Raw genomic sequence first — 24,503 nt, forward strand, 5'->3', positions numbered from 1 at the left:
GGTCCTGTCCGGCGGGCCCCGGGCGCTGCCATGATCCGCGTCACACGCCCGCCGGCTGTGCTTCAGGCCGTCCGCGGGAGCGTCATCGCCGCTGACGGCGCCCGGTGGCGGCGGTGGTACGACACGGTGACGGCCGCCAGCAGCGGCGCCCAGGCGACGGTCGGCAGGTAGAGGAAGCCGACCAGGGTGTGGCCGAGCGGGGTCATGCCCGTACCCGGCAGGGCCCACCAGCCGGCGAACGGCGTCCACAGCAGGGCCAGGCCGACGGCGCCGAGCGAGGCCGCGAGCACCACCGCACGCGGGCGAACCGGGCGGCCGCCGAGGAACGGCACCCAGCGCGGCGGCACCGTGCCCCACGGGCGGACCAGCCCGATCGTGAGCAGCGCCAGCGCCTCGGTGACCAGGCTCAGGAAGACCGGCCACACCGCGCCCCACCCGGTGAAGCCCATCGCCCGGTAGCCCGCCTCCGTGTACCCGCCGTGCCAGCCCGCCACCAGCCCGAGCCGCCACAGTCCGGCCGGCAGCGCGGTGACGGCGGCGAGGTGGGCGGCGCGCACGGCCCAACGGGGCGGGGCGGGAACGGCGGTGGTGGCGGCAGCGGGCCGGGGCGTCGTCATTCCCCCACCCTTCCGCGCGGCCCGGGCCCGCCGCGTCCCCCCGGCGGCGGGCCCGGCGCCGAGGGCTCCCCCGGGCGGGGGAGGGGCGCCTCGGCCCCCGGGAGCAGGGCGCCTCGCCCCGTCGCCCGGCGGCCGGGGCGCCGCCCGGATCAGCGCAGCCGCGAGGAGGACAGGATCGACGCCAGGTGCGCGACCACCATGCCCCAGGTGATCGCCGTGATGCCCGCGAGCGTCCACCGGGTGGCGTCCAGGTTCCCGAGCCCGGCGTCCACCGCGGCCGCCGCCAGCAGCACCAGCGAGGCCTCGATGCCGTTCGTCACCCGGTGGATCTTGAACAGCGAGGCGACCTTGCGGGCCGTCGCGATGCCCTGGGAACGCGGCTGCGTCGACTCCTCGGTCGCCGGCAGTTGCCCGCTGCGGGCGCGGGCCACGTCCACCAGGTCCGTCGAGGCCTTGAGCAGCACCACGCCCAGCGCGGCCGCCAGACCTGCCGACACCCACAGCTCCGACCCGCCGCGCGCCGCCCGGACACCCGCGCCGATCATCAGCGCGGCGTCCGCCAGATAGGCGCCGAGCCGGTCCACGTACACCCCGGCCATGCTGAACTGGCGCTTCCAGCGCGCCACTTCGCCGTCCACGCAGTCGAACAGCAGGAACAGCTGGAACAGCACGACGGCCAGCACCGCACCGGCCGGGCCCGGGATCAGCAGGGCCGCGCCGCCGCCCACCCCGCACACCACCATCACCCAGGTGAGGGTGTTCGGCGACACCGAGGTGCGCACCAGCTGCCGGGTGGTCCGCAGCGAGATCCGCCGCATGTACATCCGGCCCGCCCAGTGCTCGCCGTTGCGGCTCTGAAGCTTGGCCTGCGGCTGGCACACCTCGCGCAGCTCGGCGAGCGCCGGAGCAGCCACCATGACGACATCCCTCCACCTGTCCCGAAAACGATCACCACAGGCTACGGCCTCCGGGGGAACGCCCGGACCAGGCGGCATGCCGCCGGAGGTACGGGAGGTGTCCGTCGTCGGAACGTCCGGTGCTCAATTCGCGCGCGAGCGTCGCGGGCGTCCGCCGGAGCGCCCGCGGTGAAAACCGGTGGGCCGCCCGAGCGCCCCCGGGCTAGGCTGCGCGGGTTCGCCGGAACCCGAAGCCCCGGGCCCGACTGCCCGCCCCCGTACGCCGGTTGACGCGGTCCGCGGTCCCGGAGCGGAACGAGGAGCGCAGACCCATGGTGACCACGGGCGGCCCGTCCCAGAGCCCCGACCCGGCCCGACTGCTGGCCGACCACCGTCCGCGCGGCCCGGTGGAGACCGCCGACCACGAGCGCGCCCGCCGCCTCCTCGGCGTCGCCGACGCCTGGAACAGGGGCACCTTCCCGCTCCACTTCACCGCCTCCGCGCTGATCGTCCACCCGCCCACCCGCCGCGTCCTGCTGCGCTGGCACGTCCGCCAGCAGGCCTGGCTGCACGTTGGCGGCCACGGCGACCCGGGCGAGACCCGGCCGCTGGACATCGCCCTGCGCGAGGGCCTGGAGGAGACCGGCCTGACCGACCTCACCCCCTGGCCCGGCCCCGCCCTCGTCCACCTCGCCGTGGTGCCCGTCCCCGCCTCGCCCGCCGAACCCGCCCACGAGCACGCCGACCTGCGCTTCCTGCTGGCCACCGCCACCCCGGAGCAGGCCCGGCCGGAGAACCCGGCGTCCCCGCTGGAGTGGCTCACCGTCGAGGAGGCCAAGCGGCGGACCACCGAGGACAACCTCCGTGAGACCCTCGACCGCGCGGCCCGCCTGCTGCCGTCCGCCTGAACACCCCTTGGAGAGCGACCGGATGCACACCGACCAGACCCTGATCTTCGACGCCGACGACACGCTCTGGGAGAACAACGTCCTCTTCGAGCGGGTCATCGACGGCTTCCTGGACTGGGTCGCCGCCCCGCAGGAGCAGCAGCGTATCCGGGCCCTGCTGAACGAGATCGAGGCCGTCAACTCCGCCACCCTCGGCTACGGCGCCACCGTCTTCCGGCAGAGCCTCGCCGACTGCCTCCAGCGGCTCAACGACCGCACCCCCACGGCCGCCGAGCAGGCCCGGATCGACGACCTGCTCACCCCGCTGACCAGCCGCGACGTCGAACTGATCGCCGGCGTCGCCGACACCCTGGCCGCCCTCGCCGACCGCCACCAGCTGCTCCTGCTCACCAAGGGCGACCAGGGCGAACAACAGCGCAAGGTGACGGCGTCCACCATCGACCACCACTTTCGCGGCGTCCACATCGTCGCCGAGAAGTCGGTCGACACCTACCGGCAGCTCACCGCCGACCTCGGCCTCGACCCGGGCCGGACCTGGATGATCGGCAACTCGCCCAAGTCCGACATCGCCCCCGCCCGCCGGGCCGGCCTGCGCACCGTCTTCATCCCGCACGAGCACACCTGGGTGCTGGAGCACGCGGAACTCGGCCCGGACGAGGCGACGCTGCTGCTCGGGGCCTTCCCCGAGCTGCTGCGCCACTTCTGACGGCCCCTCCGGGCCGTCAGCCCATCATCGCGGCCGCCGGCACCGGCGTCCCGTCCCGGTACAGCCAGGCCCGCTCGGCGGCCGACCAGACGCCGGTCGTCAGCAGGTAGAGCACGGCGGCCACCGGGACCAGCGCCGCGAACAGCACCGACCCGAACGACAGGTACGGCAGCAGTCCCGCCCCCGGCTGCGGGGCGGGCTGCGCCGTCGCCGCTGTAGCCGCCGCCGCCGCGGCCGTGCGCCGGGCCCGGCGGAAGTTGACGACCCCGACCGCCGCCAGTCCGGCGAACAGCACCCCGAACACCGCCCACTGCCCGGCGCCCTGCGCGCCCGTGACGTGCAGACCCAGCGGCACCCCGAACAGGGTGTGGTCCAGCAGGTCGTTCGGGGTGGTGAACAGGCGGTACATCACCGAGAAGAACGGAATCTGCACCAGCACCGGCAGGCACCCCGCGAACGGCGACACCTGCTCCTTCCGGTACATCTCGGCCAGCGCCTCCCGCAGCCGCTCCGGGCGGTCCCTGTGCTTCCGCTGCAACGCCGCGACCTTCGGCGCCAGCCGCGCCCTGGCCCTCTCCCCGCGCGCCGCCGCCCGCGCCAGCGGGTGCAGCGCCAAGCGGACGGCGACGGTGAACAGGACGATGGCCAAGGCGGTCGGCACCAGGTGGGCGACGGCGGCGACGACGGCGTGCGCCACGGCGACGGCAGGGTCGAGAACAGCGAGTACGGACATGGTGGAGCGAGCCCTCCGGGGTCTCAGGACATGAGTGATCGGCGGAGGACGGCCACGGGGAACGCCTGGAAGAACGTCCGGCAGGAACGATCGGAAGAACGCCTGGAAGGACGTCGGACGGAACTACGCGGCCGCCGGGGCCGCTCCCGGCGCCCTGGGGCGTCGCCTGCCCCGGGCGTCCGGATCACGCTGCGGAAGGAACGCCGTACCGAACGCCCGGCGCCGCAGCACCCCGCTGCGCACCGCCGCCGGCGCCCGCGCCCCCAGGAGCCGCGCCCCGGCCAGCGCCCCGGCGACCGCCCCGGCCACCAGTGCCACGGCCGCGACGGCGGCCACCGACGCCAGCGTCCCGCTGTCGGCCACCAGCTCCCCGGTCAGCACCCGGAGCAGGCCCAGCAACATCGCCACAACGGCCACGACGCGCTCCCCCTCCCGGTGTCCCATCGGCTTCCTGACGTACCAGCAGGACGATCCTACGAGCCCCCGGGTTCCCGCCTGTGTCGGGGACGTCCCCTACGGCGCTCCCACCTGGTCCCGCCCGATTCCGTTCGTGCCCGAAGGCCCCCTCCTCGGAGCGGCGAAAAGCGGCCGTCCGGGGTGTAGCCGACGGGGCTACACGGGGCTACCGTGGAGAGGTGAAGACGATTACCCAGCGGGAGTTCCGGAACAACTCCGCCGCCGTGATGGACGCGGTGGAGGCGGGGGAGACGTTCCACATCACCAGGAACGGGGTCGAGGTCGCGGAGCTGCGGCCGGTGCCCGGGCGTCGGCGGCTCACGGCGGAGGAGCTGGTGGCCCGGCACGTGAAGCTGCCGCGCGTGGACTACCAGCAGATGCGCAAGGAGGCCGAGGAGGACTTCGGCCCCGAGGAGCTGGTGGGCGACGACGGCGACGACCCGTTCGAGCGGCGGCGTGGCTGAGCGCCGCAGAGCACCCCGGCGGCGGCCGGCCGGGGTGCTGGACACCTGCGTCTACATCGACCTGGCGCTGCTCAGCCCCTCCGACCTGCCGGCCGTGCCCGAGCTGACCGCGATCACCTTCGCCGAACTGCAGCAGGGCGTGTCGATGGCCCGCGACCCGGCCAGCCGGGCCGCCCGGCTGGAGGTGCTGGGCGCGGCGATGGCGGACTTCGACCCGCTGCCCTTCGACGCGGCCGCCGCCGCCCGCTACGGGACGCTGGTCACCCTCACCATCGCCGCCGGACGGCAGCCGCGCCCGCGCCGGATCGACCTGATGATCGCCGCGGTCGCCTCGGCCCACGGGCTGCCGCTGTACACCCGCAACGTGGCGGACTTCCGGGGGCTGGGCTCCGCGGTGGAGGTCATCGGGGTGTGAGGTCCGGGCGGGTCCCGTGGGCCGGGCGGGGAGTGGCGGTCAGGAGGCCCCGAGGGCGGCGGCCCCGTCCCGCTCGACCCGGTCGGCCAGGGCGGCCGCGGCCTTCATCGCGGCCGGGCGCCGCCTGGTCCGGGCGACGACCTGCCAGTCGGCCCCGTCGGCTCCGTCGATCCGGGCGGTGACCGCGAAGTGCGGGCGGCCGGTCAGTTCGATGAAGAGCCAGCGGGACAGCAGGGTCAGTCCGATGACGGCCGCCGCGACGACCTCCATGAAGGGGACGAGGGCGAGGAGGTTCAGCAGCTTCTCGCTGCGGCTGCCCTCCTCGGGGCCCTGGTACTCGCCCAGCCAGGAGAGCGAGACCGTGACCGGCCGGCCGTCCGGACCGGTCACGTCCACGACATGGGTGAAGACGGTCCGATCCCCGCGGGCCCAGGCCTTCCGCTGAAGCGCCATCGCCCCGGCGCTGGAGCGCTCCTGGAACCGCCGGTCCCGCTCCTGGTCCTGCCGGATCCGCTCCTCGTGCTCGGCGGTGCGTGCGGCCCGCCGTTCCCCCCGGTTGCTCATGGCGGCCATCGTAGGAGACGAGGTCAAGGGAGGGTAAAGCGGGCCGTACGGCCGTCAGCCCGGGCGGACCGCCGTCCCGGTGGCGGCGGAGGTGCGGGCGGCCTCCAGGACGGCCAGGGCGGCCACCGCGTCGCGCGGGTCGACCGGGGGCGGGGTGCCCGGGGTGGCCAGGGCGGCGGCGATGCCCGCGTAGAAGGCGGGGTAGTCGCCCGGGTCGGTCGGCAGCCGGATCGCCGACTCGTCGGTGCCGAGGGTGCCGTAGTGCGCGGGCTGGTCGGCGCCCCAGGGGCGGGTGCCGTCCGGGCGCAGGCCCGCCCGCAGGTCGGCCTCCTGCGGGTCCATGCCGGACTTGACGTAGCCGGCGGTGTCGCCGAGCACCCGCAGCCGGGGGCCGATCAGCGGGGTGATGGCGCTGGTCCACAGGTGCGAGCGGGTGCCGCTGGTGTGGGTGAGGGCGAGGAAGGCGTCGTCGTCCACCACCGCGCCGTCGCGCCGCACGTCGATCTCCGCGTACACCGTCTCGACCGGCCCGAACAGGGTGAGCGCCTGGTCGACGAGGTGGCTGCCCAGGTCGTACAGGGTGCCGCCGACCTCGGCCGGGTCGGCCAGCTCCCGCCAGCCCGGCTTGGGCTTGGGGCGGAAGCGCTCGAAGCGGGACTCGAAGCGGTGCACCCGGCCGAGCGCGCCGCCGCGCACCAGCCGGCTCGCGGTGAGGAAGTCGCCGTCCCAGCGCCGGTTGTGGAAGACCGAGAGCAGCACGCCCTGCTCCTCGGCGAGCCGGCACAGCTCCAGCGCCTGGGCGGCGGTGCCGGCCAGCGGCTTGTCCACCACGGTGGCCAGGCCGGCCCGCAGGGCGGCGCGGGCGAGCGGGGCGTGGGTGCGGTTGGGCGAGGCGATGACGACCAGGTCCAGCGCGTCCGGGTCGGCGAGCAGCTGCTCGGGCGTGTCCACGGCGCGGGCGCCGGGGTGCTCGCGCGCCAGCTGGGCGCGCCGGTCGGGGTTGGCGGTGACCACGGCGTCCAGCCGCAGCCCCGGTGTGGTGGCGATCAGCGGCGCGTGGAACGCGGAGCCGGCCAGGCCGTAGCCGATCAGGCCGACGCGGAACGGACCGGGAGTCGTCTGCGGGTTCATGCGCCCACTCAATCACGAGGCGCCCGGTTGCTCCCGGTTTCGGCGGACGGGACGGCGGGGCCGCCGCCGCGCCCTCGTACGGGTGAGGCTGCCGCCGGGGCCCGGAGCGCGGTGATACGTGTACGCGGCGATACGTGCACGTATCACCCCACGGACTGCGACGGAGGATCACATGGCCGCCAACGGCTGGACCGACGACCTGCTCGACCGGATGCGCACCGTCGGCGACCCGCTCGGGGACGCCGCCATCGCCGAGACGTACGAGCTCGGACAGCAGGACCAGGTGCGACAGACCCTGCTCGGCTTCGGCCGCAACAGCGACGCCGTCCCGGCCGGGCTGCCGCCCAGGCTCCAGGCGTACTTCGAGGAGTCCGCCATCCTGCCGTCCTGGGCGGACCGGGCGCAGATGGCGCGCGGCCACGAGCTGCTCGGCCGCTACCAGCCGCTGATCGCCTCGATCCTGCTCTGCGGCTCGCTCCCGCTCTGCTACACCTGCGGCAACGGCGCCGAGGTGCTCGTCCGCTCCCAGCGCCTGACCTCCGGGGTGTACCGGCGCCTGATGGAGACCTCGCAGTTCGTCGTCGACGTCCTCGACAACGACGGCCTGGGGCCGGGCGGCCGCGGGCTCCGGTCGGCCCAGAAGGTCCGCCTGCTGCACGCCACCATGCGCTACCACGTCTCCCAGCTGGGCGACTGGGACGCCGCCGCCCTGGGGGTGCCGGTCAACCAGGAGGACCTGGCCGGCACGCTGATGAGCTTCTCGGTGCTGATCCCGCTCGGCCTCGCCGAACTGGGCGTCGACCTGCTGCCCGAGGACCGGGAAGCCTACTTCCACATCTGGCGGGTGGTCGGCCACGTCCTGGGCGTCGACGAGCAGCTCAACCCGGCCAAGTTCGGCGACGGCGCGGCCCTGAAGGACGCCATCATCCGCCACCAGCAGCGGCCCTCGGAAGCCGGGCGGGTGCTGACGAAGGGCGTCCTGGACTTCATCCGGGAGGTGCTGCCGGTCCCCTCGGGTGCGGGCCCCACCCTGATCCGGCGCCTGATCGGCGACAGGTCCGCCGACGTCATCGCGGTGCCCCCGGCGGACAGCCTCACCAAGCTCGGGCTGAGCGCCGCCGCCCTGCCGAACTTCGGGTACGGCAGGACGGGCGACACCCTGCCGCCGCTCGCCGAACTGGCGAGCCAACTGGGGCTGCTGGTCTTCAAGGAGGGGCTGCTGCTCACCAACAAGGGCCGCCGCCGGGAGTGGCAGGTCCCGACCGGCCTGACCGACTCGTCGTCCTGACCGGGGCGCCACCGCGCGGCCGCCCGTACGGTCACCGGGCTCGGCCCGTGCGGCTACCGGCCCCGGGGCGTGCGGCCACCGGCCGGACGGGGGCCGCGCGGTGGCGGTGCGGGCGACTACGCTGGTCGGAGTTGGGGCAGCCTGTGGCGCCCGACCGGCCGAGGGTGTCCGGTCTGGGCATGTGCGAGAACGTTCAGACCTGTGCAAGACCGAGGAGACACCTACGTGGCAGAGCGCAAGCCCATCGAGTCCTGGCTGACCGACATGGACGGGGTCCTCATCCACGAGGGCACGCCGATCCCCGGGGCGGAGGAGTTCCTGCGCAAGCTGCGGGAGTCCGGCAAGCCCTTCCTGGTCCTCACCAACAACTCCATCTACACCCCGCGCGACCTCAGCGCCCGGCTGGCCGGCATGGGCCTGGAGGTGCCGGAGGAGTGCATCTGGACCTCCGCCCTGGCGACGGCCAAGTTCCTCGCGGGCCAGCGCCCCGGGGGCACCGCGTACGTGATCGGCGAGGCCGGCCTCACCACCGCGCTGTACCAGGCCGGTTACGTGCTGACCGACAACAACCCCGACTACGTGGTGCTCGGCGAGACCCGCACCTACTCCTTCGAGGCGCTCACCAAGGCGATCCGCCTGATCAACCAGGGCGCCCGGTTCATCTGCACCAACCCGGACGAGACCGGCCCCTCCACCGAGGGCGTGCTGCCGGCCACCGGCTCGGTCGCGGCCCTGATCACCAAGGCGACCGGGGTCGAGCCGTACTTCGTCGGCAAGCCCAACCCGCTGATGATGCGCGAGGCGCTGAACACCGCCGGCGCCCACTCCGAGACGGCGGTGATGATCGGCGACCGGATGGACACCGACATCGTCGCGGGCATGGAGGCCGGCATGGAGACCATCCTGGTGCTCACCGGCCTGACCTCCGCCTCCGACGTGGAGCGCTTCCCGTACCGGCCGACCCGCGTGGTCCAGTCGATCGCGGACCTGGTCGAGCTGGTCTAGCCGCTGGGTTCTCCCCCCGCGTTCTCGTCGTGGGCCCCGTTCCGGCAGGTCGCCGGGGCGGGGCCGCTCCGTGTCCGGGGTGCGGGGCCGCCTGGTGCCCGCGGGGAGGCGGCCGTTGTCGGTGGGGCTGTGTAGCGTTCGGGGTGAAAGAGGGCGTGCGGCGCAACAGCCGCGGTGTGGGAGGTAGATGTCGTGACGGACACGGTCGAGGCGGGCGTGGTCGAGGCCGGCGAGGGCGGCGGGCTGGAACTGCCCGAGTCCTGGCGCGGGGTGCTGGGCGCCGAGACGGAGAAGCCGTACTTCGCCGAGCTGGCGGCCTTCGTGGCGGCCCAGCGCGCGGAGCACGAGGTGTTCCCGCCGAGCGGCCAGGAGTTCGCCGCACTGGAGGCCACCCCGTACGACAAGGTCCGGGTGCTCGTGCTCGGCCAGGACCCGTACCACGACAACGGCCAGGCCCACGGCATGAGCTTCTCGGTGCTGCCGGGCACCAAGACGCCGCCGTCGCTGCGCAACATCTTCAAGGAGCTGGACGCCGACCTGGGCGTCCCCGCCCCGGACAACGGCTACCTGATGCACTGGGCCGAGCAGGGCGTGCTGCTGCTCAACGCGGTGCTCACGGTCCGCGCGCACGAGGCCAACTCGCACAAGGCGAAGGGCTGGGAGAAGTTCACCGACGCGGTGATCAAGGCGGTGAGCGACCGCGACGAGCCGGTGGTCTTCGTGCTGTGGGGCAACTACGCGAAGAAGAAGCTGCCGCTGATCGACACCGCCAAGCACGTGGTGGTGCAGGGAGCGCACCCGTCGCCGCTGTCGGCGAAGCTGTTCTTCGGCAGCCGTCCGTTCTCGCAGATCAACGCCGCGCTGGACTCCTTCGGCGCCGAGGCGATCGACTGGCAGGTGCCGAACCTGAAGGAGGCCTGAGCCTCCGCCCGGAGCGCCTGCTGGCGTTCCGGGGTGCCGGTCGGCGGGCGCCGGCAGCCGGTGGTGGCCGTGGTTCGGACGGGTTCGATGTCCCGTCCGCCCACGGCCACTTGGCGTTCACCACCGGTGGCCGTCGGCCGGTGCCGGGTGTGCTTAGCTGGTGCCGACCGGTCGCCGGACCGGGGCCGGGGAGGGGCGGTACGTGCACGGGCTGGGGCGGACAGGGACGTTGCGGGGCGCCGTCGGGGCGCTGCTGGCCGGGGTGGTGCTGGCGGCCGGGTCCGGCTGCACCGGTTCGGACGGCGGGAAGCCGGGAGCCGGGTCCGTGTCCTCCGCCGCCGGGGCGGGCGCGGGGGCGGGTGCCGGTGCGGGCTTCGCCCAACTGCCCGGGCAGGCCTTCTACGTCTCCGACCGCACCAACGCCGCCCAGCAGGTGACCGCGCTGCGCGGCCAGGGCCGGACGGCGGAGGCCGACGCGCTGCTGCGGATCGCCGGACAGCCCTCCTCGCAGTGGCTCGGCGAGCAGGGCGCCCAGACGATCGCCGAGCAGGTGAGCCGACGGGCCGCCGAGGCCGGCCGCACGGCGGTCTTCGTCGCGTACGACATCCCGCACCGCGACTGCGGCCAGTACTCGGCCGGCGGCGCCCCCGACGCGGCCGCCTACAGGGCCTGGATCACCGGCGTCGCCCAGGCCCTCGGCGACCGCAGGGCCTGGGTGGTGCTGGAGCCGGACGCCGTCGCGCACACCCTGGACACCTGCGGGATCAAGGGCGACCTGGCCGCCGAGCGGTACGGCCTGCTGGCCTTCGCCGTCCAGGAGTTGAAGAAGAACCCCAACGCGCGGGTCTACCTGGACGCGGGCAACCCCGGCTGGGCACAGGACCCGGAGGAGATGGCCACCGCCCTGCGCAAGTCGGGCATCGCGGCGGCCGACGGCTTCGCCGTGAACGTCGCCAACTTCTACGACACCGAACGGAACGCGGCCTACGGCGCCAGGCTCTCCGCGGCCCTCGGCGGGAAGAACTACGTCATCGACACCAGCCGCAGCGGCAACGGGGCGCTGGGCGGCGCCGCCTGGTGCAACCCGCCCGGGCGCGCGCTCGGCGAGCGGCCGACCACCGAGACCGGCCGGCCCGGGGTGGACGCCTACCTGTGGATCAAGAACCCGGGGGAGTCGGACGGCGACTGCGGCCGGGGCGAGCCCCGGGCGGGCGAGTTCTGGCTGCCGTACGCGCTCGGGCTGGCGCAGGCGGCGCGCTGAGGCCGCCTGCGCCTGACCTCGGGCCCTGCGCGTCGCGCGGTTCACACGGCGCGCGGTCTACGCGGTGATCTGGATCCAGCGGGCGACCGACGGGGTGCCGGCGGCGTCCGTCAGGAACAGCATGTACCAGCCCGGCGGCAGCAGGTTGGGGTTCGCGGGCAGGGTGAGCGAGACGCCGTCCGCCGTCCGTCCGGCGACGTCCAGGGCCACCGAGCGCTGCTCGACGTCCGTCACGTGGGTGACCGAACTCGGCCGGATCAGCTTGGCGGTGGCCACCGCCTCCGGGCGCGCCGTCCCGACGGCGAGGGTGCCGCCGAGCCGGGCCGCCTGCGGAACGGCGCCGACCTCCGGACGGTCGCCGTGGTACAGGTACGGCGGGGTGTAGATCTCGATGCGCTGCTCGAAGCCGCCCGGCTGGGTCTCGGCCTTGTCCGCGAAGAGCGGGTTGGAGCCCAGCACGGCGACCCGGCCGTCCGGCAGCAGCAGCGCCTCGGAGTGGTAGTTGCGGCCGACGGTCGGCTCGGCGGCGGTCGTGAAGCCGTTGGTGTCCGGGTGGTACACCTGCGCCTTGAGCAGGTCGCTGTCGCCGCGGCCGCGGTAGCCGCTGGAGCCGCCGGTGGTGAAGACGGTGTCGTCCGGCAGGATCACGCTGTTGAGGTAGCGGGTGCCGCCGGCCGGCAGGTCCGGGCCCGGGGTGAAGGCGGGAGCGGCGGAGGAGAGGTCCGCGATGTCGGTGCGGGCCGTGGACAGCGGCGACTCCCCGACACCGCCGCCGCCGAGCACCATCACCTTCTGCGCCTGCGCGGGCGGCAGCAGCACCGAGGAGGAGGTCTCGGTGAGGCCGGGGTCGCGCAGGCCGGGGACGGGCTGGAAGGCCCCGCTCGACAGGTCCCACACGCCGGGCTCGCGGCCCTTGTCGCCGGGGCCGTAGCCGCCGTTGGAGCCGGAGTAGAAGAGCTTGCCGGAGGCAGTCAGGAAGACCGCCGGGTAGGTCGGGAAGTAGTGGTCGGGGCCCTTGGACCAGGACTTGGTCCTCGGGTCGTAGATCTCGTTGTCGTTGCCGCTGAGGATCTCCCCGGTGTCGTCCAGCCCGGAGACGGTGACCACCCGGCCGTCGCCCAGCCCGGTCAGCGTCGGGTACCAGCGGGCGTGGGCCATGTCGGTGACCGGCTCGTACAGCTCGGTGTCCGGGTTGAACTCGAAGGCGGAGCGGATGCCCTGGTACTCCTGCTTGTCCAGGGTCAGCTTCTCGCTCTGCCCGTACAGGTTGTGGGCGTCGGTGCCGCTCAGGCCCTTGATCCGGTACTGGGCGGGGGAGTCGGAGACGAAGTCCTGGCCCGGGCCGACCGCCTCCACGTACACGTGCTGCTCGCCGGCGGTGACCACGGTCTGCTTGCCGGAGCCGGTCTTGGTCGCGGCCGGGACCGTCACGGCGGCGGTGCTGGCGTACTCGTGGCCGTTCGGGGAGACGAAGACGGTGCCCTTGGGGAAGGTCCGGTCGCGCTCCGGGCTCTCGTTGCGCACCCGCATGATGCCGGCGGCCTTCTTCACGGCGCCGGCCAGCTTCTCGTAGCGCTGGGTGCCGCCGGCCACCAGGACGCGGCCGTCCGGCAGCGAGGTGTGGCCGCCGCAGAACATGTCGGCCGGGGTGGGGACCAGCTTGTAGGTGTTCCGGGCCGGGTCCCAGAGCAGGCTCTTGAAGGTGCCCGCGTTGAACTGCTTCTCGTCGTTGCCGGAACCGGCCACGATCAGGACCTTGCCCGTGCGCAGCACGGTCGCGTGCACGGCGTTGACCCGGAACTCGGTGGGCAGCGACAGGGTCTGCCAGTGGCCGTACTGCGCCTTGTACTCGGGGCGGTTGATCACGTAGTGGTGGTACTGCTGGGAGGCGAAGCCGAGGACGGCCGGCGCGTTCATCCCGGCCACGGTCAGCGCGACGGTGCTGCCGAGGGCGAGGCGCTTGGTGCGGCCGGCCTTGTGGATCTTCACGGTGGGTGCTCCCCTCGGGAGGCGGTCGGGGGCTCTGGTCGGTGGGCGGCTCTGTTCGGTGGGTGGTGCTGTTCGGCGGGGCGGTGCTGGTCGGTGGGTGGTGCTGGTCAGGCGGCGGTGCTGGTCAGTGGGAGGGTGCCGGTCAGTGGGAGGGTCTGCCGCTGTCGGCGTGGTCGGGTGAGGTTCGTCCGGGGCGGGGGGCGGGAGGTGCGGGCTGCGCCGGTCCGGCGGTCCGGGCGGCTCGGGGGTCGCGGGCGTGGCGCGGGCGGCGCTTCTCCAGGACGACCTGCGGGGCCGCCGTCGGGTCGCCGGTGACGGTGAGGGTGGCGGTCGGGCGGGTCCGGCGGCGGCGTACGGCGTCGCCGGCGCTGATCAGGACCGGCAGGAGGGTGAGCAGCAGGGCGATCCAGGCCCAGGTGCGCATCGCGACGTGGTCGTAGCCGGTGACGTAGGAGGCGGCGATCGCGCCCCCGAACACCAGCGTCCAGAACAGGTGGAAGCGGAAGGTGCCGAGCCGGTCGGTGCTGGCCGAACTGCCCTTGGGCGTCACCACGAAGCGGCTGCGGCGGCGGACCAGCGCCTGGAGCAGCGAGGCCGCGTAGACCGGACCGCAGAGCGCCGACATCACCATGCCCGCGACCCCGGAGGAGCCGGCCGGCTCGTGCGGGCTCACGTTGTGCTTGCGGTTCCAGGTGTAGAGCAGGAGCTGGAGCGCGGCGGCGTCGCTGTAGAGCATCATCCAGATCTCCGAGGAGACGTGCACGCCGGAGGCGCCGAAGCCCAGGTAGAGCACGCTGGACAGGCCGCCGAGCAGCCAGGTGAGCGCCGCCATCGGGTAGAAGCCCACCATCAGCGAGTAGTTGAGCAGCCGGCCGGGCGACAGCCGCCACAGCACCCGCCAGTACTGGGTGAACAGGGTCTCGTAGGTGCCGCGGCTCCAGCGCAGTTGCTGGGAGAAGAAGTCGGTCCAGGAGGACGGGCCTTCGCCGACCGCGAGCACGTCCGGGGTGTACACGGACTTCCAGCGTTCTCCGGTCTCCGGGTTCCGGCTCCGGTGGAACTCCAGACCGGTCGCCATGTCCTCGGTGATGGAGTCGTACAACCCGCCGATCGACTGGAGAGCGCTGATTCTGACGGCGTTGTTGGTGCCCACGAACATGGGCGCGCCGTAACGGTTTCCGGCGCGTTGGATGAGGGCGTGGAAGAGGTACTGCTGGCTCTCGGAGAATTTGGTGACGGCCGATCCCGAGCTGCGGTAGTTCCCGTACACCTGGGGGCCGACCACGAATGCCACGTCGGGGTCGCGGAAGTAGCCGAGCATCCGCTCGCAGAAGTCCGGCAGCGGAACGTGGTCGGTGTCCACGGACACCCAGAACTCGTAGTCGTCGCCGTGGGCCTGGAGCCAGGCGTTGTAGTTGCCGTGCTTGGTCCCGGCGCGGAACCGGCCCTTCGGCCGGTTCCAGTGCGGCCGGCCGGCGCGGGTGAAGTGGCGCACGCCCAGCTCGGCGCAGAGCTCCCGCATTGCAGGATCGTTTCCCTCGTCCAACAACCAGACGTCGTACGGTCCGTTGTGCCGGACGGCCCGCGCCGCCGTCAGCGTGGCCCGGACCATCTCCGGCGGCTCCTTGCCCGGCACGCAGGTGGTGAGGAAGGCGACCCGGGTGCCGGGCTCCGGCGTCACCGGGACCGGGTCGCGGGCGACCAGCGTGGCGTGGGTGTTGGAGACGACGTTGACCAGCCGGAACACCTCGACGACGGCGATGATGCCGATCATCACCTTGTCGCCGAGCAGCACCAGGGAGTTCGTCTCGTCCAGCCGCTCGGGCCAGTGCTCCGGCAGCAGCAGCCAGACCAGCAGCACCGCCTCCACCACGGGGGCGGCCATCAGCAGCAGCGCGGCGCGGATCCGGTGCGGCTCGCGGCGCAGCAGGCTGCGGTACCGGACGCGGTAGGGGGCCGCGGGGGGCGGCTCGTACGGGGCGGGGCTGTATGCGGTGGGGCTGTATGCGGTGGGGTCGTGCGGTCCGTCGTGGGAGGGCGGGTGCGGTGCGACCGGTTCGGGCCAGTAGACGCCGCCGCCGAGGTCGTCGTCCTCGTCCGGGTCGTACGCCGGGCCCGCGAGACGGCTGAAGTGGCCGTAGTCGTAAGGGGCTTCGGGTATGGGAAGGGCGCGCAGGGCGGCCTCGTCCAACTCCCCGGCACCTCGCCCGTGGGCCGTTCCGACGCCCTTGCGTCGTGAGAACGGCGGCGTGGTCATAGCTGCTCCCCCCGGAGTTCGCGCCTTGCGCGGCTCGCTCGGTTCACTCGGCTCGCTCGGCTCTTGCGTGGGTCTGCCTCGACTCGGAGCCGTCCGGGTGGAACAGGGTGGAACCGGCCGGAATCAGCTGGAAACAGCTGGGAACAGCCGGAACCGGCTGGAACGAGACCCGGCGAACTGCGGTTCTCGGGCAGTTCCCGGGCCGTCCGGCAGATTCGGCGTGTGCGACCGGTTCGGTTGTGCGTCGGTACGGCGGCCTCGAATCCGGGATCCCGATGCACTTTCCAGCTTCCCCTCCGGGTACGTCGGGATCCTTGGCCGCCTCAACTCTCCCTGAGCGCAACGGTGATCGCAACCAGTCCGGGAGATCGCCGTCGCCCAGGCATGAAGATGCCACGGTTTCCGGCCGATCCGGCGGGCGTTGGTGCTAATGCGGTGAATTCGCTCCGGCCTGGGCGGTCCATGGAACTCGATGGTGGTGGAGGGCTGTTGCGGAGTTGCCCGTGGAGCCGTTCGCGGGGTCGCTGTCGTGTGCCGGCGGGGGCAGCGGAACGGCCGGACCGCCCCTCGGGGCGATCCGGCCGTCCGTACGGGGCCGGGCTGGTCAGGCAGGCTGGTCGGCGGGGCTGGTCAGGCGGGCTGGTCAGAGCGGGGGCAGCAGGGGCGCGCCGGTCGCGGCCTGGACCTCGGCGAAGTCCACGCCCGGCGCCGTCTCCACCACCCGCAGCCCCTCCGGGGTCACGTCGACTACCGCGAGGTCGGTGACGATTCGGTCCACAACTCCCCGGCCAGTTGCGGGAAGTGACAGCTCATCGACGATCTTCGGCGAGCCGTCCCGGGCGGTGTGCTCCATCACCACGATCAGCCGACGGGCCCCGTGCACCAGGTCCATCGCGCCGCCCATGCCCTTGACCATCTTGCCGGGGATCATCCAGTTGGCGAGGTCCCCGGCGGCCGACACCTGCATCGCGCCGAGCACCGAGACGTCGATCCGCCCGGCCCGGATCATGCCGAAGGAGAAGGCGGAGTCGAAGTACGAGGCGCCGGGGGCGACCGTCACCGTCTCCTTCCCGGCGTTGATCAGGTCGGCGTGCTCGGCGCCCTCCTCCGGGTACGGGCCGACGCCGAGGATGCCGTTCTCCGAGTGGAGCACCACCTCGACGCCCGGCGGGAGGTGGTTGGGGATCAGGGTCGGCAGGCCGATGCCCAGGTTCACGTACTGGCCGTCGCGCAACTCGCGGGCGGCGCGGGCGGCCAGGGCGTTGCGGGGATCGAGAGCGGTGGCGGCGGCGGTGACGGGGGCGGCAGGGGTGCCGAGGGCGGTGGCGGCGGTGGTGGCGCGGACTGCGGTCTCGGTGGGCATCGGCTCAGGCCTCCTGGAGTGCGGGGCGGACGGTCCGGCGCTCGATGCGGCGGTCCTCGGGGTCGGCGGCCACCACCCGGTCGACGTACACCCCGGGCAGGTGCACCGCGTCCGGAGGGAGCTCGCCCGGTTCGACGATCCGGTCCGCCTCGACCAGGGTGATCCGGCCCGCCGCCGCGCAGAGCGGGTTGAAGTTCCGGGCGGCGGCGTGGAACACGCAGTTGCCGTGCCGGTCCGCCACCTCGGCCCGGACCAGCGCGAAGTCCGCCGTGATCGCCTCCTCCAGCAGGTAGCGACGGCCGCCGAACTCCCGGACCTCCTTCGGCGGGGAGGCCAGGGCCACCGAGCCGTCGGCCGCGTAGCGCCACGGCAGCCCGCCCTCCTCGACCTGGGTGCCGACCCCGGCCGGGGTGAAGAACGCCGGGATGCCGGCGCCGCCCGCCCGGAGCCGCTCGGCCAGCGTGCCCTGCGGGGTCAGCTCCACCTCCAGCTCGCCGGAGAGGTACTGCCGGGCGAACTCCTTGTTCTCCCCGACGTACGAGGAAGTCATCCGGGCGATCCGGCCCGCCCGCAGCAGCAGGCCCAGCCCCCAGTCGTCCACCCCGCAGTTGTTCGAGACCACCCGCAGTCCGGTGGCGCCGGAGTCCACCAGGGTGCCGATCAGCGTGCTGGGGATGCCGCAGAGGCCGAAGCCGCCGACGGCCAGCACCGCGCCGTCGGGAACGTCCCCGACGGCGTCGGCGGGGGAGTCCAGGACCTTGTCCAAGGGGTCACCTCGTGAGGGAGTGGGCGGAGGGGGTGGAAGAGGAAGGGGCGGAGCGCGGCCGGGGTGGTGCAGCGGACGGGGCAGGTGGGACGGGCAGGTGGGACGGGCTTGTGGGAGGGGCGGCCGGCGGGCTCGGCCGCCGCGCGGAGCCCGTGGCCGTACCAGGCCGGGCTGGGGTCCTGCCTGGGCCGGACCGGGGTCGGGCACGCCGCTGGGGTTGGCTGCCGTCGGACGGGCTCCGCGCCCCTCCACCGTCACCGGGCAGGGGTGGGCGCAGCCATGGCGGCCACCCCCATGGGTGGGCGCGGAGCCGTGTCGGCGGGCCACACCCGGGCGCCCGGGGGACGGCGGCGGGCCGACGGTATGTCGACCGGAGCCACATCCCGACCGGCTGATACGTCGACCGGGCACATGTCGCCGTTCCCACCGCACACCTACGGTTCCCGCATCCACCCGCCGCACTTCAGGAGTCGGTCACCATGCGCAGCTCGACAAACCCCTCCAGGACCGCCTCCGGCGTTCGCCTGGGCGACTCCCTGACCGGCGGCCCGGCCCGGAAGCTCGCCGCCCTCGCGGCCTGCGTCCTGCTGGCCTCGGGCTGCGCCAAGGCCGGCACGGCCGGGACGAGCGCGGCGGACGGTGGATCGAAGGGCCCGATCAAGGTCGGCCTGGTGTACTCCAAGACCGGGCCGCTGGCCGCCTACGGCAAGCAGTACCTGGAGGGCTTCAAGGCCGGCCTGAGCTATGCGACCAAGGGCACCAGCGCGGTCGACGGGCACAAGATCGAGTTCGAGGAGCAGGACGACGCCGGCGACCCGGCCAAGGCGGTGTCCGCCGCCAAGGACCTGATCGGCAAGGGCTACAAGGTGCTGGCCGGTTCCACCGCCTCCGGTGTGGCCCTCCAGGTCGGTCCGATCGCCGCCCAGAACAAGGTGCTCTTCATCAGCGGCCCGGCCGCCGCCGACAAGGCCACCGGTCTGAACAAGTACACCTTCCGTTCCGGCCGCCAGTCCTACCAGGACATCAAGACCGCGGCCTCGTTCATCGGTGACGCCAAGGGCAAGAAGGTCACCGTGCTCGCCCAGGACAACGCCTTCGGCCAGGCCAACGTGGCCGCCGTGAAGGCGCTGCTCGGCGCCGAGGGCGCGACGGTCGACCAGGTGCTCGCCCCGCCGAGCGCCACCGACCTCACCCCCTTCGCCACCCAGGCCAAGACCGCCAAGCCCGACCTGCTGTTCGTCGCCTGGGCCGGCGACACCGCCTCGGCCCTGTGGACCGCGCTCAACCAGCAGGACGTGTTCGCCGACACCAAGGTCGTGACCGGCCTCGACCTGGCCGCCTCCTACCCGCTGTTCGGCCCGGCCGCCGAGAAGATCTCCTTCCTGAACCACTACTTCGACGGCGCCGCCGGCACCCCGGTGGAGAAGGCCATGACCGATGCCGTCACCGCCGCCGGAGGGAAGACGGACATCTTCACCCCGGACGGCTTCACCGCCGCCCAGATGATCGTGCACGCCGTCGAGTCCAACCACGGCTCCGCCGACGACACCTCGGCCCTGGTCAAGGCCCTGGAGGGCTGGAGCTTCGACGGGGTGAAGGGGAAGACCACAGTCCGCGCCGAGGACCACGCCCTGCTCCAGCCGATGTTCCAGGTGCGGCTGACCGGCAGCGGTGCCGCCGCCAAGCCCTCGGTGGAGAAGACCCTGACCGCGGACGAGGCGGCACCCCCGGTCACCCCGATGGCGGGCTGATCCCGATGCCCGCCCGCACCACGTCGACTCCTTCCGCCTCCTCGGCTGCCTCCGCCGCGTCCACCTCGTCCGCGCGGTCCTCCGCGTCCTCCTCTCCGGTGCTGCGTCTGGACGGGCTCGGCTGGGCCGTCCGCGGCGTGCCGATCGTCGAGGACGTCTCCTTCTCGGTCGGCGAAGGCGAGTTCATCGCCTTCATCGGGCCCAACGGCGCCGGCAAGACCTCCCTCTTCAACCTGATCTCGGGCATCTACCCGGCGACCCACGGCAGCCTCCACCTCGACGGCGCGGACATCACCGCCGAGACGGTGCACGCCAGGGCCCGCCGCGGGCTCGGCCGCACCTTCCAGACCTCCTCGCTCTGGCCGGGGATGACCGTCGCCGACCACGTCCGCCTGGCCGCTCAGGCGGCAGCCGGACCGGGTGCCTCGTACCGGCTCTGGCGCCGCGCCGACCGCTACGAGCAGCAGCTGGCCGACACCCTGGAACGCACCGATCTCACCCACCGCGCGGACACCCTGGCCAGTGCGCTCTCGCACGGGGAGAAGCGCAAGCTGGAGCTGGCCGTCCTGCTGGTCTCGGAGCCCCGGCTGATCCTGCTGGACGAGCCGATGGCCGGAGTCAGCGCGGAGGAGGTGCCCGCCCTCACCGAGCTGATCCGTTCCGTGCACCGTGACCTGGGCCGGACCGTCCTGATGGTCGAGCACCACATGGACGTCCTGCTCGGCCTCGCCGACCGGCTCGCGGTGATGCACCACGGCACGCTGCTCGCCCTGGACACCCCCGAGGCCGTGATGGCCGACCCGACCGTGCAACAGGCCTACCTGGGTGAGGCGTTGTGACCTCCTTTCCGTTCTCCGCTCAGCGCCCCGTTCCTTCGGCGCACTCCGCCTCCTCTCCGTCGTCCGCGTCCTCGCCGTCGTCCGCTGCCGAACCCCTCCTCTCCGTCCGCGATCTGCGGGTGGTCATCGACGGGCTGCACATCCTGCACGGCGTCGACTTCGACGTGGCCCCCGTCGGGGTGACCGCGCTCCTCGGCCGCAACGGCGCCGGGAAGACCACCACCGTCAGGGCCGTCATGGGCCTGGTGCCGCGCACCGGAAGCATCCGGCTGTCCGGCTCCGAACTCTCCTCCCTTCCCACGCATCTGGTCGTTCGTCATGGCATCGGCTACGCGCCCGAGGACCGGGGGATCTTCGCCGGCCTCACGGTCGCCGAGAACCTCCGCCTCGCCGAGCGCGCTGCCGGGAGCGGGAGCGGGAGTGGGAGTGGCGGCGAGGCCGGTGAGCCCAACTACGCACTCGTCCACGAGCTCTTCCCCGAACTCAAGCAGCGGGCCGGGCAATTGGCCGGGACGCTCTCCGGCGGCCAGCAGCAGATGGTGGCGATCGGCCGGACGCTGCTCAACCGCAACCGGTTGATCATCGCCGACGAGCCCACCAAGGGCCTGGCCCCGAAGATCGTCGCCGAGGTGGCCGAGGTGCTGGCGCGTGCGGCCGAGGCCGTGCCCGTCCTCCTGGTCGAGCAGAACCTCGCCCTCGTCCGCCGGCTGGCCGGCACCTGCGCCGTCCTGGCCGACGGCCGTACCGCCCACCGCGGAGACACCGCCGAGCTGTTGGCCGACGAGGAGGCTGCCCGCCGCCTGCTCGGCGTCGGCTCCCGTCACCCGCTCGCCGGCGGGCCCCGGCCCGCCGCCGCCCCGGCCTCCCCGGCCGCCCCTGTCGTCACCGCCGAGGTGAAGCCCTGATGGACACTGTCGTCCTCCTTTTCTGTACCGGACTCGGTCTCGGTGCGCTGTACTTCCTGGTCGCCTCCGGTCTGTCGCTGATCTTCGGTCTGATGGACGTGCTCAACTTCGCGCACGGCGCCCTGCTCTCGATCGGCGCCTACGCCACCTGGTGGGCCGGTGCCGAGGCTGGTCTCTCCTTCTGGCTCGCGGTGCCGTTCGGCACCCTGGTCGGAACGGCCGCCGCCGTCCTGCTGGAGCTCTTCCTGATCCGGCCGCTCTACAGCCGGCCGCGCGACCAGATCCTTGCCACCGTCGGGGTCGGGCTCGCCGTACCCGCCCTGCTGATGGGGATCTGGGGCGCGGACTCCCGCCCCTTCCCGCAGCCGGAGCTGCTGTCCGGCACCTGGCACGTGCTCGGGGCGACCGTCCCGGTCAACCGCTTCGTGCTGGTGGCCGCCGCCGCCCTGCTGCTGCTCGCTCTTCGGTTGTTCCTCGCCCGCACCCGCTACGGGCTGATCGTCCGGGCCGGCGTCGAGGACCGGGCGATGGTCACGGCGCTCGGCATCGACGTCCGGAAGGCGTTCACCCTCGTCTTCGCCCTCGGCGGGGCGGCCGCCGCCCTCGGTGGCGCCCTCGGCGGCCTCTACTTCGGTTCGGTCAATCCCGGCCAGGGGACCGGCCTGCTCATCTTCGCCTTCGTCGTCGTGGTGATGGGCGGCATGGGCTCCGTGACCGGAGCCGCCGTCGCCTCGGTGGGCGTCGGCCTCGTCCAGCAGTTCGCCAACTACTACACCGGCGCCGGGCTCGGCGACCTCTCGGTCGTCGTCCTGCTCGCCGTGCTGCTTCTCGTCCGACCCCGTGGACTCACCGGGAGGCTCGCGTGAGCGCCGAAACACCGATCACGAGCACCGGTGGCCCCGCGGCCGGCCGCAGCGCCGCCGCTCTGGCAGGGGGGACTGACACCAGCCCTGCCGTGACCACCATGTCAGCAGAGGGGACTGACACCAGCTCCACCGACACCGCCACTGTGGCAAGGGGGACTGACACCGGCCTTGCCGAGACCCATTGTGAACACAGGGCCGAGTCCGGCGCCATCCCTCGAACGGGTGATCCAGTCACTAATCGCTGGACTGGCGTGCACAGAGCGCTACGCTGGTGGCCGATCGCTCTGCTGATCACGCTCCTTGTCGCCCCATACAGTGCGCTTCCCGTCCCGGGACTGCTCGACGGCCCGCTCGGCAGCCCCGGAAGCCTCCAACTGCTCGCCCTGTGCCTCCTCTACGGCGGGCTCGCCACCGGTTACGACCTCCTGCTCGGTCGGACCGGACTGCTCTCCTTCGGCCACGCGCTCTACTTCGCGACCGGCCTCTACGCCACCGACCTCGGCATGCTGGAGCTGCGACTGCCGTTCGCCGCCGCCGCGGTGTTCGGCGTCTCCTGCTCCGTCCTGCTGGCCCTGCTGCTCGGCTCGGTCAGCCTGCGCGTCACCGGCATCGGCTTCTCCATGGTCACCCTCGCCTTCGCCCAGGCCGGCTCGATCCTCGTCCAGCGCAACCCCGGTGGCGCCACCGGTGGCGAGGAGGGCCGGTCCGCCCCGGCCGACCTGCTGCCCTCCGGCCTGCTCGGGATCGAGAACACCGCCAACCTCTACTGGATCGCCGTCGGCTACCTGGTGCTGACGGTCGCCGCGGTCCACTGGGCCGTCAAGTCCCCGATCGGCCGGGTCTGGGAGGGCATCAAGGAGAACGAGCGCCGGGTCGAGGTGCTCGGACTGCGGCCGTACGGCTACAAGTTGGTCGCCTTCGTGCTGGCCGGCGGACTCGCGGGGCTGGGCGGGGTGGTCTACCTGCTGCTGACCGGTGGCGCCACCCCGCAGGCCGCCACCTCGGACGCCACGCTCGCGCTCCTGGTCATGGTCGTCCTCGGCGGCTCCGGCACCCGCTGGGGGCCGCTGCTCGGCGGTGTCCTCTACACCTGGGCGAGCCACCGGCTCGGCGACCTCGCCAACTCGTCGGCCGTCGCCGACCTTCCGGCGGTGCTGCGCGTGCCGCTCTCCCAACCCCTGTTCCTGCTGGGCGCCCTGTTCGTCGCCGTGGTCTACCTGCTGCCCGGCGGCCTGGCTAGACTGCCTGCCCGCATCCGATCCGCCCGCACCGGCCGTTCCGCCCCGGCGCCGGCCGGCCCCGGAACCGCCCACCCCACCGGAGGTACCCCCGCGTGAGCCAGTCGCCGCTGAAGCCCGAGGAGTTGACCGTCCCCGTGCCCGGTGGGGACCTGGCCGTCCTGCGCTGGCCCGCCGAGGACCCGCAGGCCCCGACGGTCGTGGCGGTGCACGGCATCACCGCCAACGGCCTCGCCTGGTACGAGGTCGCCCGCCGGCTCGCCGGCCGGGTCACCCTGCTCGCGCCCGACCTGCGGGGCCGCGGCGCCAGCCGCTCGGTCACCGGACCGTACGGCCTGGCCCGGCACGCCGACGACGTGGCCGCGCTGATCGGCGCGCTCGGCTCGGGGCCCGTCACGGTGGTCGGCCACTCGATGGGGGCCTGGGTCACCGCCCTGGCCGCCGTCCGGCACCCCGACCTGGTCCGCCGCGTCCTGCTGGTCGACGGGGCGGTGACCTTCCCGCTGCCGCAGGGCGTCCGCGAGGAGGACGCCCTGGCCGCGGTGCTCGGCCCCGCGCTGGCCCGGCTGTCCACGACCTTCCCGGACCGGGAGGCCTACCGGGAGTTCTGGCGCGGGCACCCCGCCTTCGCCGGCGAGTGGACCGAGGGGATCGACGCCTACACCCAGCGCGACCTGGTCGGCGCGGAGCCCGAACTGCGCTCCTCCTGCGTGCTGGAGGCCGTGCAGGCCGACGGCGCCCAGGTCCTGCTGGACGAGGACGCGGCTACCGCCGTGCACCGGCTGCCCTGCCCGGCCGACCTGATCTGGGCCGAGCGCGGCCTGTTCGACGAGCCGCAGGGCCTCTACGACCACGAGCGGATCGGGCTGGCCGGGCTGGACCGGGAGCGGGTGCCGGCCTCGCCGGTGCCGGACACCAACCACTACTCGATCCTCTGGGGCGAGGCCGGGGCGGACCGCATCGTCCGCATCCTGCTCGCGGACGCCCTCACCGCCGGGTAGCCGGTCCGCCCCGGAACGCCGACCGGGAACCGATCAGGACGCAGACCGGAACGCCGGCGGCCGGCGGGGGCCCGCACCCCCGCCGGCTGACCCCGGGCCGCTACGCCGAGCTGGACGTCAGGTCCAAGCCGGGCACCGACGACGCCGCGCTGCTCACCGCCGT

The 24,503-nt window shown here is 73.5% G+C and carries 24 protein-coding genes; 14 read left to right on the plus strand and 10 right to left on the minus strand.

Annotation, left to right across the window (positions count from 1 at the left end):
• Nucleotides 1-62: 62 nt before the first annotated feature.
• Both ACLWS4_RS20570 and ACLWS4_RS20575 read right to left on the minus strand, forming a co-directional pair.
• Complete coding sequence (locus tag ACLWS4_RS20570) at nt 63-617, minus strand: hypothetical protein (RefSeq protein ID WP_416874851.1); 555 nt, start codon at nt 615-617, stop codon at nt 63-65.
• 149 nt (nt 618-766) lie between these two features.
• A complete protein-coding gene (locus ACLWS4_RS20575; protein ID WP_388047458.1) occupies nt 767-1,534 on the minus strand; it encodes a CDP-alcohol phosphatidyltransferase family protein in 768 nt (255 codons plus the stop codon).
• A gap of 311 nt (nt 1,535-1,845) precedes the next feature.
• On the opposite strand from ACLWS4_RS20575, the gene ACLWS4_RS20580 reads away from it, so the two are divergent.
• Both ACLWS4_RS20580 and ACLWS4_RS20585 read left to right on the plus strand, forming a co-directional pair.
• Entirely contained in the window at nt 1,846-2,421 is a 576-nt protein-coding gene (locus ACLWS4_RS20580; protein WP_416874852.1) for an NUDIX hydrolase, read from the plus strand.
• Nucleotides 2,422-2,443: 22 nt separating this feature from the next.
• Entirely contained in the window at nt 2,444-3,127 is a 684-nt protein-coding gene (locus ACLWS4_RS20585; RefSeq protein ID WP_416874853.1) for an HAD family hydrolase, read from the plus strand.
• Nucleotides 3,128-3,143: 16 nt separating this feature from the next.
• Here the strand turns inward: ACLWS4_RS20585 and ACLWS4_RS20590 are convergent, their stop codons facing one another.
• The gene (locus ACLWS4_RS20590) at nt 3,144-3,860 is read right to left on the minus strand and encodes a YidC/Oxa1 family membrane protein insertase (RefSeq protein WP_388047462.1); all 717 of its coding nucleotides are present in this window, start codon (nt 3,858-3,860) and stop codon (nt 3,144-3,146) included.
• A 123-nt stretch (nt 3,861-3,983) separates the two neighbouring features.
• Complete coding sequence (locus ACLWS4_RS20595; RefSeq protein ID WP_234348221.1) at nt 3,984-4,277, minus strand: DUF6412 domain-containing protein; 294 nt, start codon at nt 4,275-4,277, stop codon at nt 3,984-3,986.
• Nucleotides 4,278-4,495: 218 nt separating this feature from the next.
• Between ACLWS4_RS20595 and ACLWS4_RS20600 the strand changes: the two genes are divergently transcribed.
• Together ACLWS4_RS20600 and ACLWS4_RS20605 are read left to right on the plus strand one after the other, a co-directional pair.
• Nucleotides 4,496-4,780 carry a type II toxin-antitoxin system Phd/YefM family antitoxin gene (locus tag ACLWS4_RS20600; RefSeq protein ID WP_049649701.1) on the plus strand — a complete coding sequence of 95 codons (285 nt, stop codon included), beginning with the start codon at nt 4,496-4,498 and terminating at the stop codon, nt 4,778-4,780.
• On the plus strand, nt 4,773-5,195 hold the full coding sequence (locus ACLWS4_RS20605; protein ID WP_049649700.1) for a type II toxin-antitoxin system VapC family toxin: 423 nt from the start codon (nt 4,773-4,775) through the stop codon (nt 5,193-5,195). Before ACLWS4_RS20600 ends, ACLWS4_RS20605 begins: the two co-directional genes overlap by 8 nt.
• A gap of 39 nt (nt 5,196-5,234) precedes the next feature.
• Here ACLWS4_RS20605 and ACLWS4_RS20610 read toward each other — a convergent pair whose 3' ends face one another.
• The gene (locus ACLWS4_RS20610; protein ID WP_416874854.1) at nt 5,235-5,759 is read right to left on the minus strand and encodes a hypothetical protein; all 525 of its coding nucleotides are present in this window, start codon (nt 5,757-5,759) and stop codon (nt 5,235-5,237) included.
• 54 nt (nt 5,760-5,813) lie between these two features.
• On the minus strand, nt 5,814-6,890 hold the full coding sequence (locus ACLWS4_RS20615; RefSeq protein WP_049649698.1) for a Gfo/Idh/MocA family oxidoreductase: 1,077 nt from the start codon (nt 6,888-6,890) through the stop codon (nt 5,814-5,816).
• 172 nt (nt 6,891-7,062) lie between these two features.
• Between ACLWS4_RS20615 and ACLWS4_RS20620 the strand changes: the two genes are divergently transcribed.
• The 4 genes from ACLWS4_RS20620 to ACLWS4_RS20635 all read left to right on the plus strand — a co-directional run bounded on the left by ACLWS4_RS20620 (nt 7,063) and on the right by ACLWS4_RS20635 (nt 11,365).
• Nucleotides 7,063-8,178: an oxygenase MpaB family protein gene (locus tag ACLWS4_RS20620; protein ID WP_416874855.1), complete on the plus strand. Its 1,116-nt coding sequence runs from the start codon at nt 7,063-7,065 to the stop codon at nt 8,176-8,178.
• Nucleotides 8,179-8,403: 225 nt separating this feature from the next.
• Nucleotides 8,404-9,183: an HAD-IIA family hydrolase gene (locus ACLWS4_RS20625; protein ID WP_049649696.1), complete on the plus strand. Its 780-nt coding sequence runs from the start codon at nt 8,404-8,406 to the stop codon at nt 9,181-9,183.
• 192 nt (nt 9,184-9,375) lie between these two features.
• A complete protein-coding gene (locus ACLWS4_RS20630; RefSeq protein ID WP_234348220.1) occupies nt 9,376-10,104 on the plus strand; it encodes a uracil-DNA glycosylase in 729 nt (242 codons plus the stop codon).
• A gap of 160 nt (nt 10,105-10,264) precedes the next feature.
• On the plus strand, nt 10,265-11,365 hold the full coding sequence (locus ACLWS4_RS20635) for a glycoside hydrolase family 6 protein (protein WP_387827468.1): 1,101 nt from the start codon (nt 10,265-10,267) through the stop codon (nt 11,363-11,365).
• 57 nt (nt 11,366-11,422) lie between these two features.
• Here the strand turns inward: ACLWS4_RS20635 and ACLWS4_RS20640 are convergent, their stop codons facing one another.
• The 4 genes from ACLWS4_RS20640 to ACLWS4_RS20655 all read right to left on the minus strand — a co-directional run bounded on the left by ACLWS4_RS20640 (nt 11,423) and on the right by ACLWS4_RS20655 (nt 17,740).
• Nucleotides 11,423-13,354: a kelch motif-containing protein gene (locus tag ACLWS4_RS20640; protein WP_074005088.1), complete on the minus strand. Its 1,932-nt coding sequence runs from the start codon at nt 13,352-13,354 to the stop codon at nt 11,423-11,425.
• A 142-nt stretch (nt 13,355-13,496) separates the two neighbouring features.
• Nucleotides 13,497-15,611 carry a glycosyltransferase family 2 protein gene (locus ACLWS4_RS20645; RefSeq protein WP_416874856.1) on the minus strand — a complete coding sequence of 705 codons (2,115 nt, stop codon included), beginning with the start codon at nt 15,609-15,611 and terminating at the stop codon, nt 13,497-13,499.
• Between the two features lie 643 nt (nt 15,612-16,254).
• Complete coding sequence (locus ACLWS4_RS20650; RefSeq protein WP_416874857.1) at nt 16,255-16,974, minus strand: 3-oxoacid CoA-transferase subunit B; 720 nt, start codon at nt 16,972-16,974, stop codon at nt 16,255-16,257.
• Between the two features lie 4 nt (nt 16,975-16,978).
• Nucleotides 16,979-17,740, minus strand: coding sequence for a CoA transferase subunit A (locus ACLWS4_RS20655; RefSeq protein WP_416874858.1), 762 nt, complete (start codon nt 17,738-17,740; stop codon nt 16,979-16,981).
• 479 nt (nt 17,741-18,219) lie between these two features.
• On the opposite strand from ACLWS4_RS20655, the gene ACLWS4_RS20660 reads away from it, so the two are divergent.
• From ACLWS4_RS20660 to ACLWS4_RS20685, 6 genes are all read left to right on the plus strand, one after another.
• Nucleotides 18,220-19,491 (plus strand): substrate-binding domain-containing protein, encoded by a 1,272-nt coding sequence (locus tag ACLWS4_RS20660; protein WP_416874859.1) that lies wholly within the window; start codon nt 18,220-18,222, stop codon nt 19,489-19,491.
• Nucleotides 19,492-19,589: 98 nt separating this feature from the next.
• Nucleotides 19,590-20,330, plus strand: coding sequence for an ABC transporter ATP-binding protein (locus tag ACLWS4_RS20665; protein WP_074005091.1), 741 nt, complete (start codon nt 19,590-19,592; stop codon nt 20,328-20,330).
• A 113-nt stretch (nt 20,331-20,443) separates the two neighbouring features.
• Nucleotides 20,444-21,235 carry an ABC transporter ATP-binding protein gene (locus tag ACLWS4_RS20670; RefSeq protein WP_416874869.1) on the plus strand — a complete coding sequence of 264 codons (792 nt, stop codon included), beginning with the start codon at nt 20,444-20,446 and terminating at the stop codon, nt 21,233-21,235.
• Complete coding sequence (locus tag ACLWS4_RS20675) at nt 21,235-22,101, plus strand: branched-chain amino acid ABC transporter permease (protein WP_074005092.1); 867 nt, start codon at nt 21,235-21,237, stop codon at nt 22,099-22,101. The genes ACLWS4_RS20670 and ACLWS4_RS20675 overlap by 1 nt, the downstream gene beginning before the upstream one ends.
• A gap of 209 nt (nt 22,102-22,310) precedes the next feature.
• On the plus strand, nt 22,311-23,438 hold the full coding sequence (locus ACLWS4_RS20680) for a branched-chain amino acid ABC transporter permease (RefSeq protein ID WP_049649689.1): 1,128 nt from the start codon (nt 22,311-22,313) through the stop codon (nt 23,436-23,438).
• A complete protein-coding gene (locus tag ACLWS4_RS20685) occupies nt 23,435-24,340 on the plus strand; it encodes an alpha/beta fold hydrolase (protein WP_416874860.1) in 906 nt (301 codons plus the stop codon). Before ACLWS4_RS20680 ends, ACLWS4_RS20685 begins: the two co-directional genes overlap by 4 nt.
• Nucleotides 24,341-24,503: the final 163 nt, after the last annotated feature.

Source organism: Kitasatospora sp. SC0581, from assembly GCF_048159585.1.
GTDB lineage: Bacteria > Actinomycetota > Actinomycetes > Streptomycetales > Streptomycetaceae > Kitasatospora.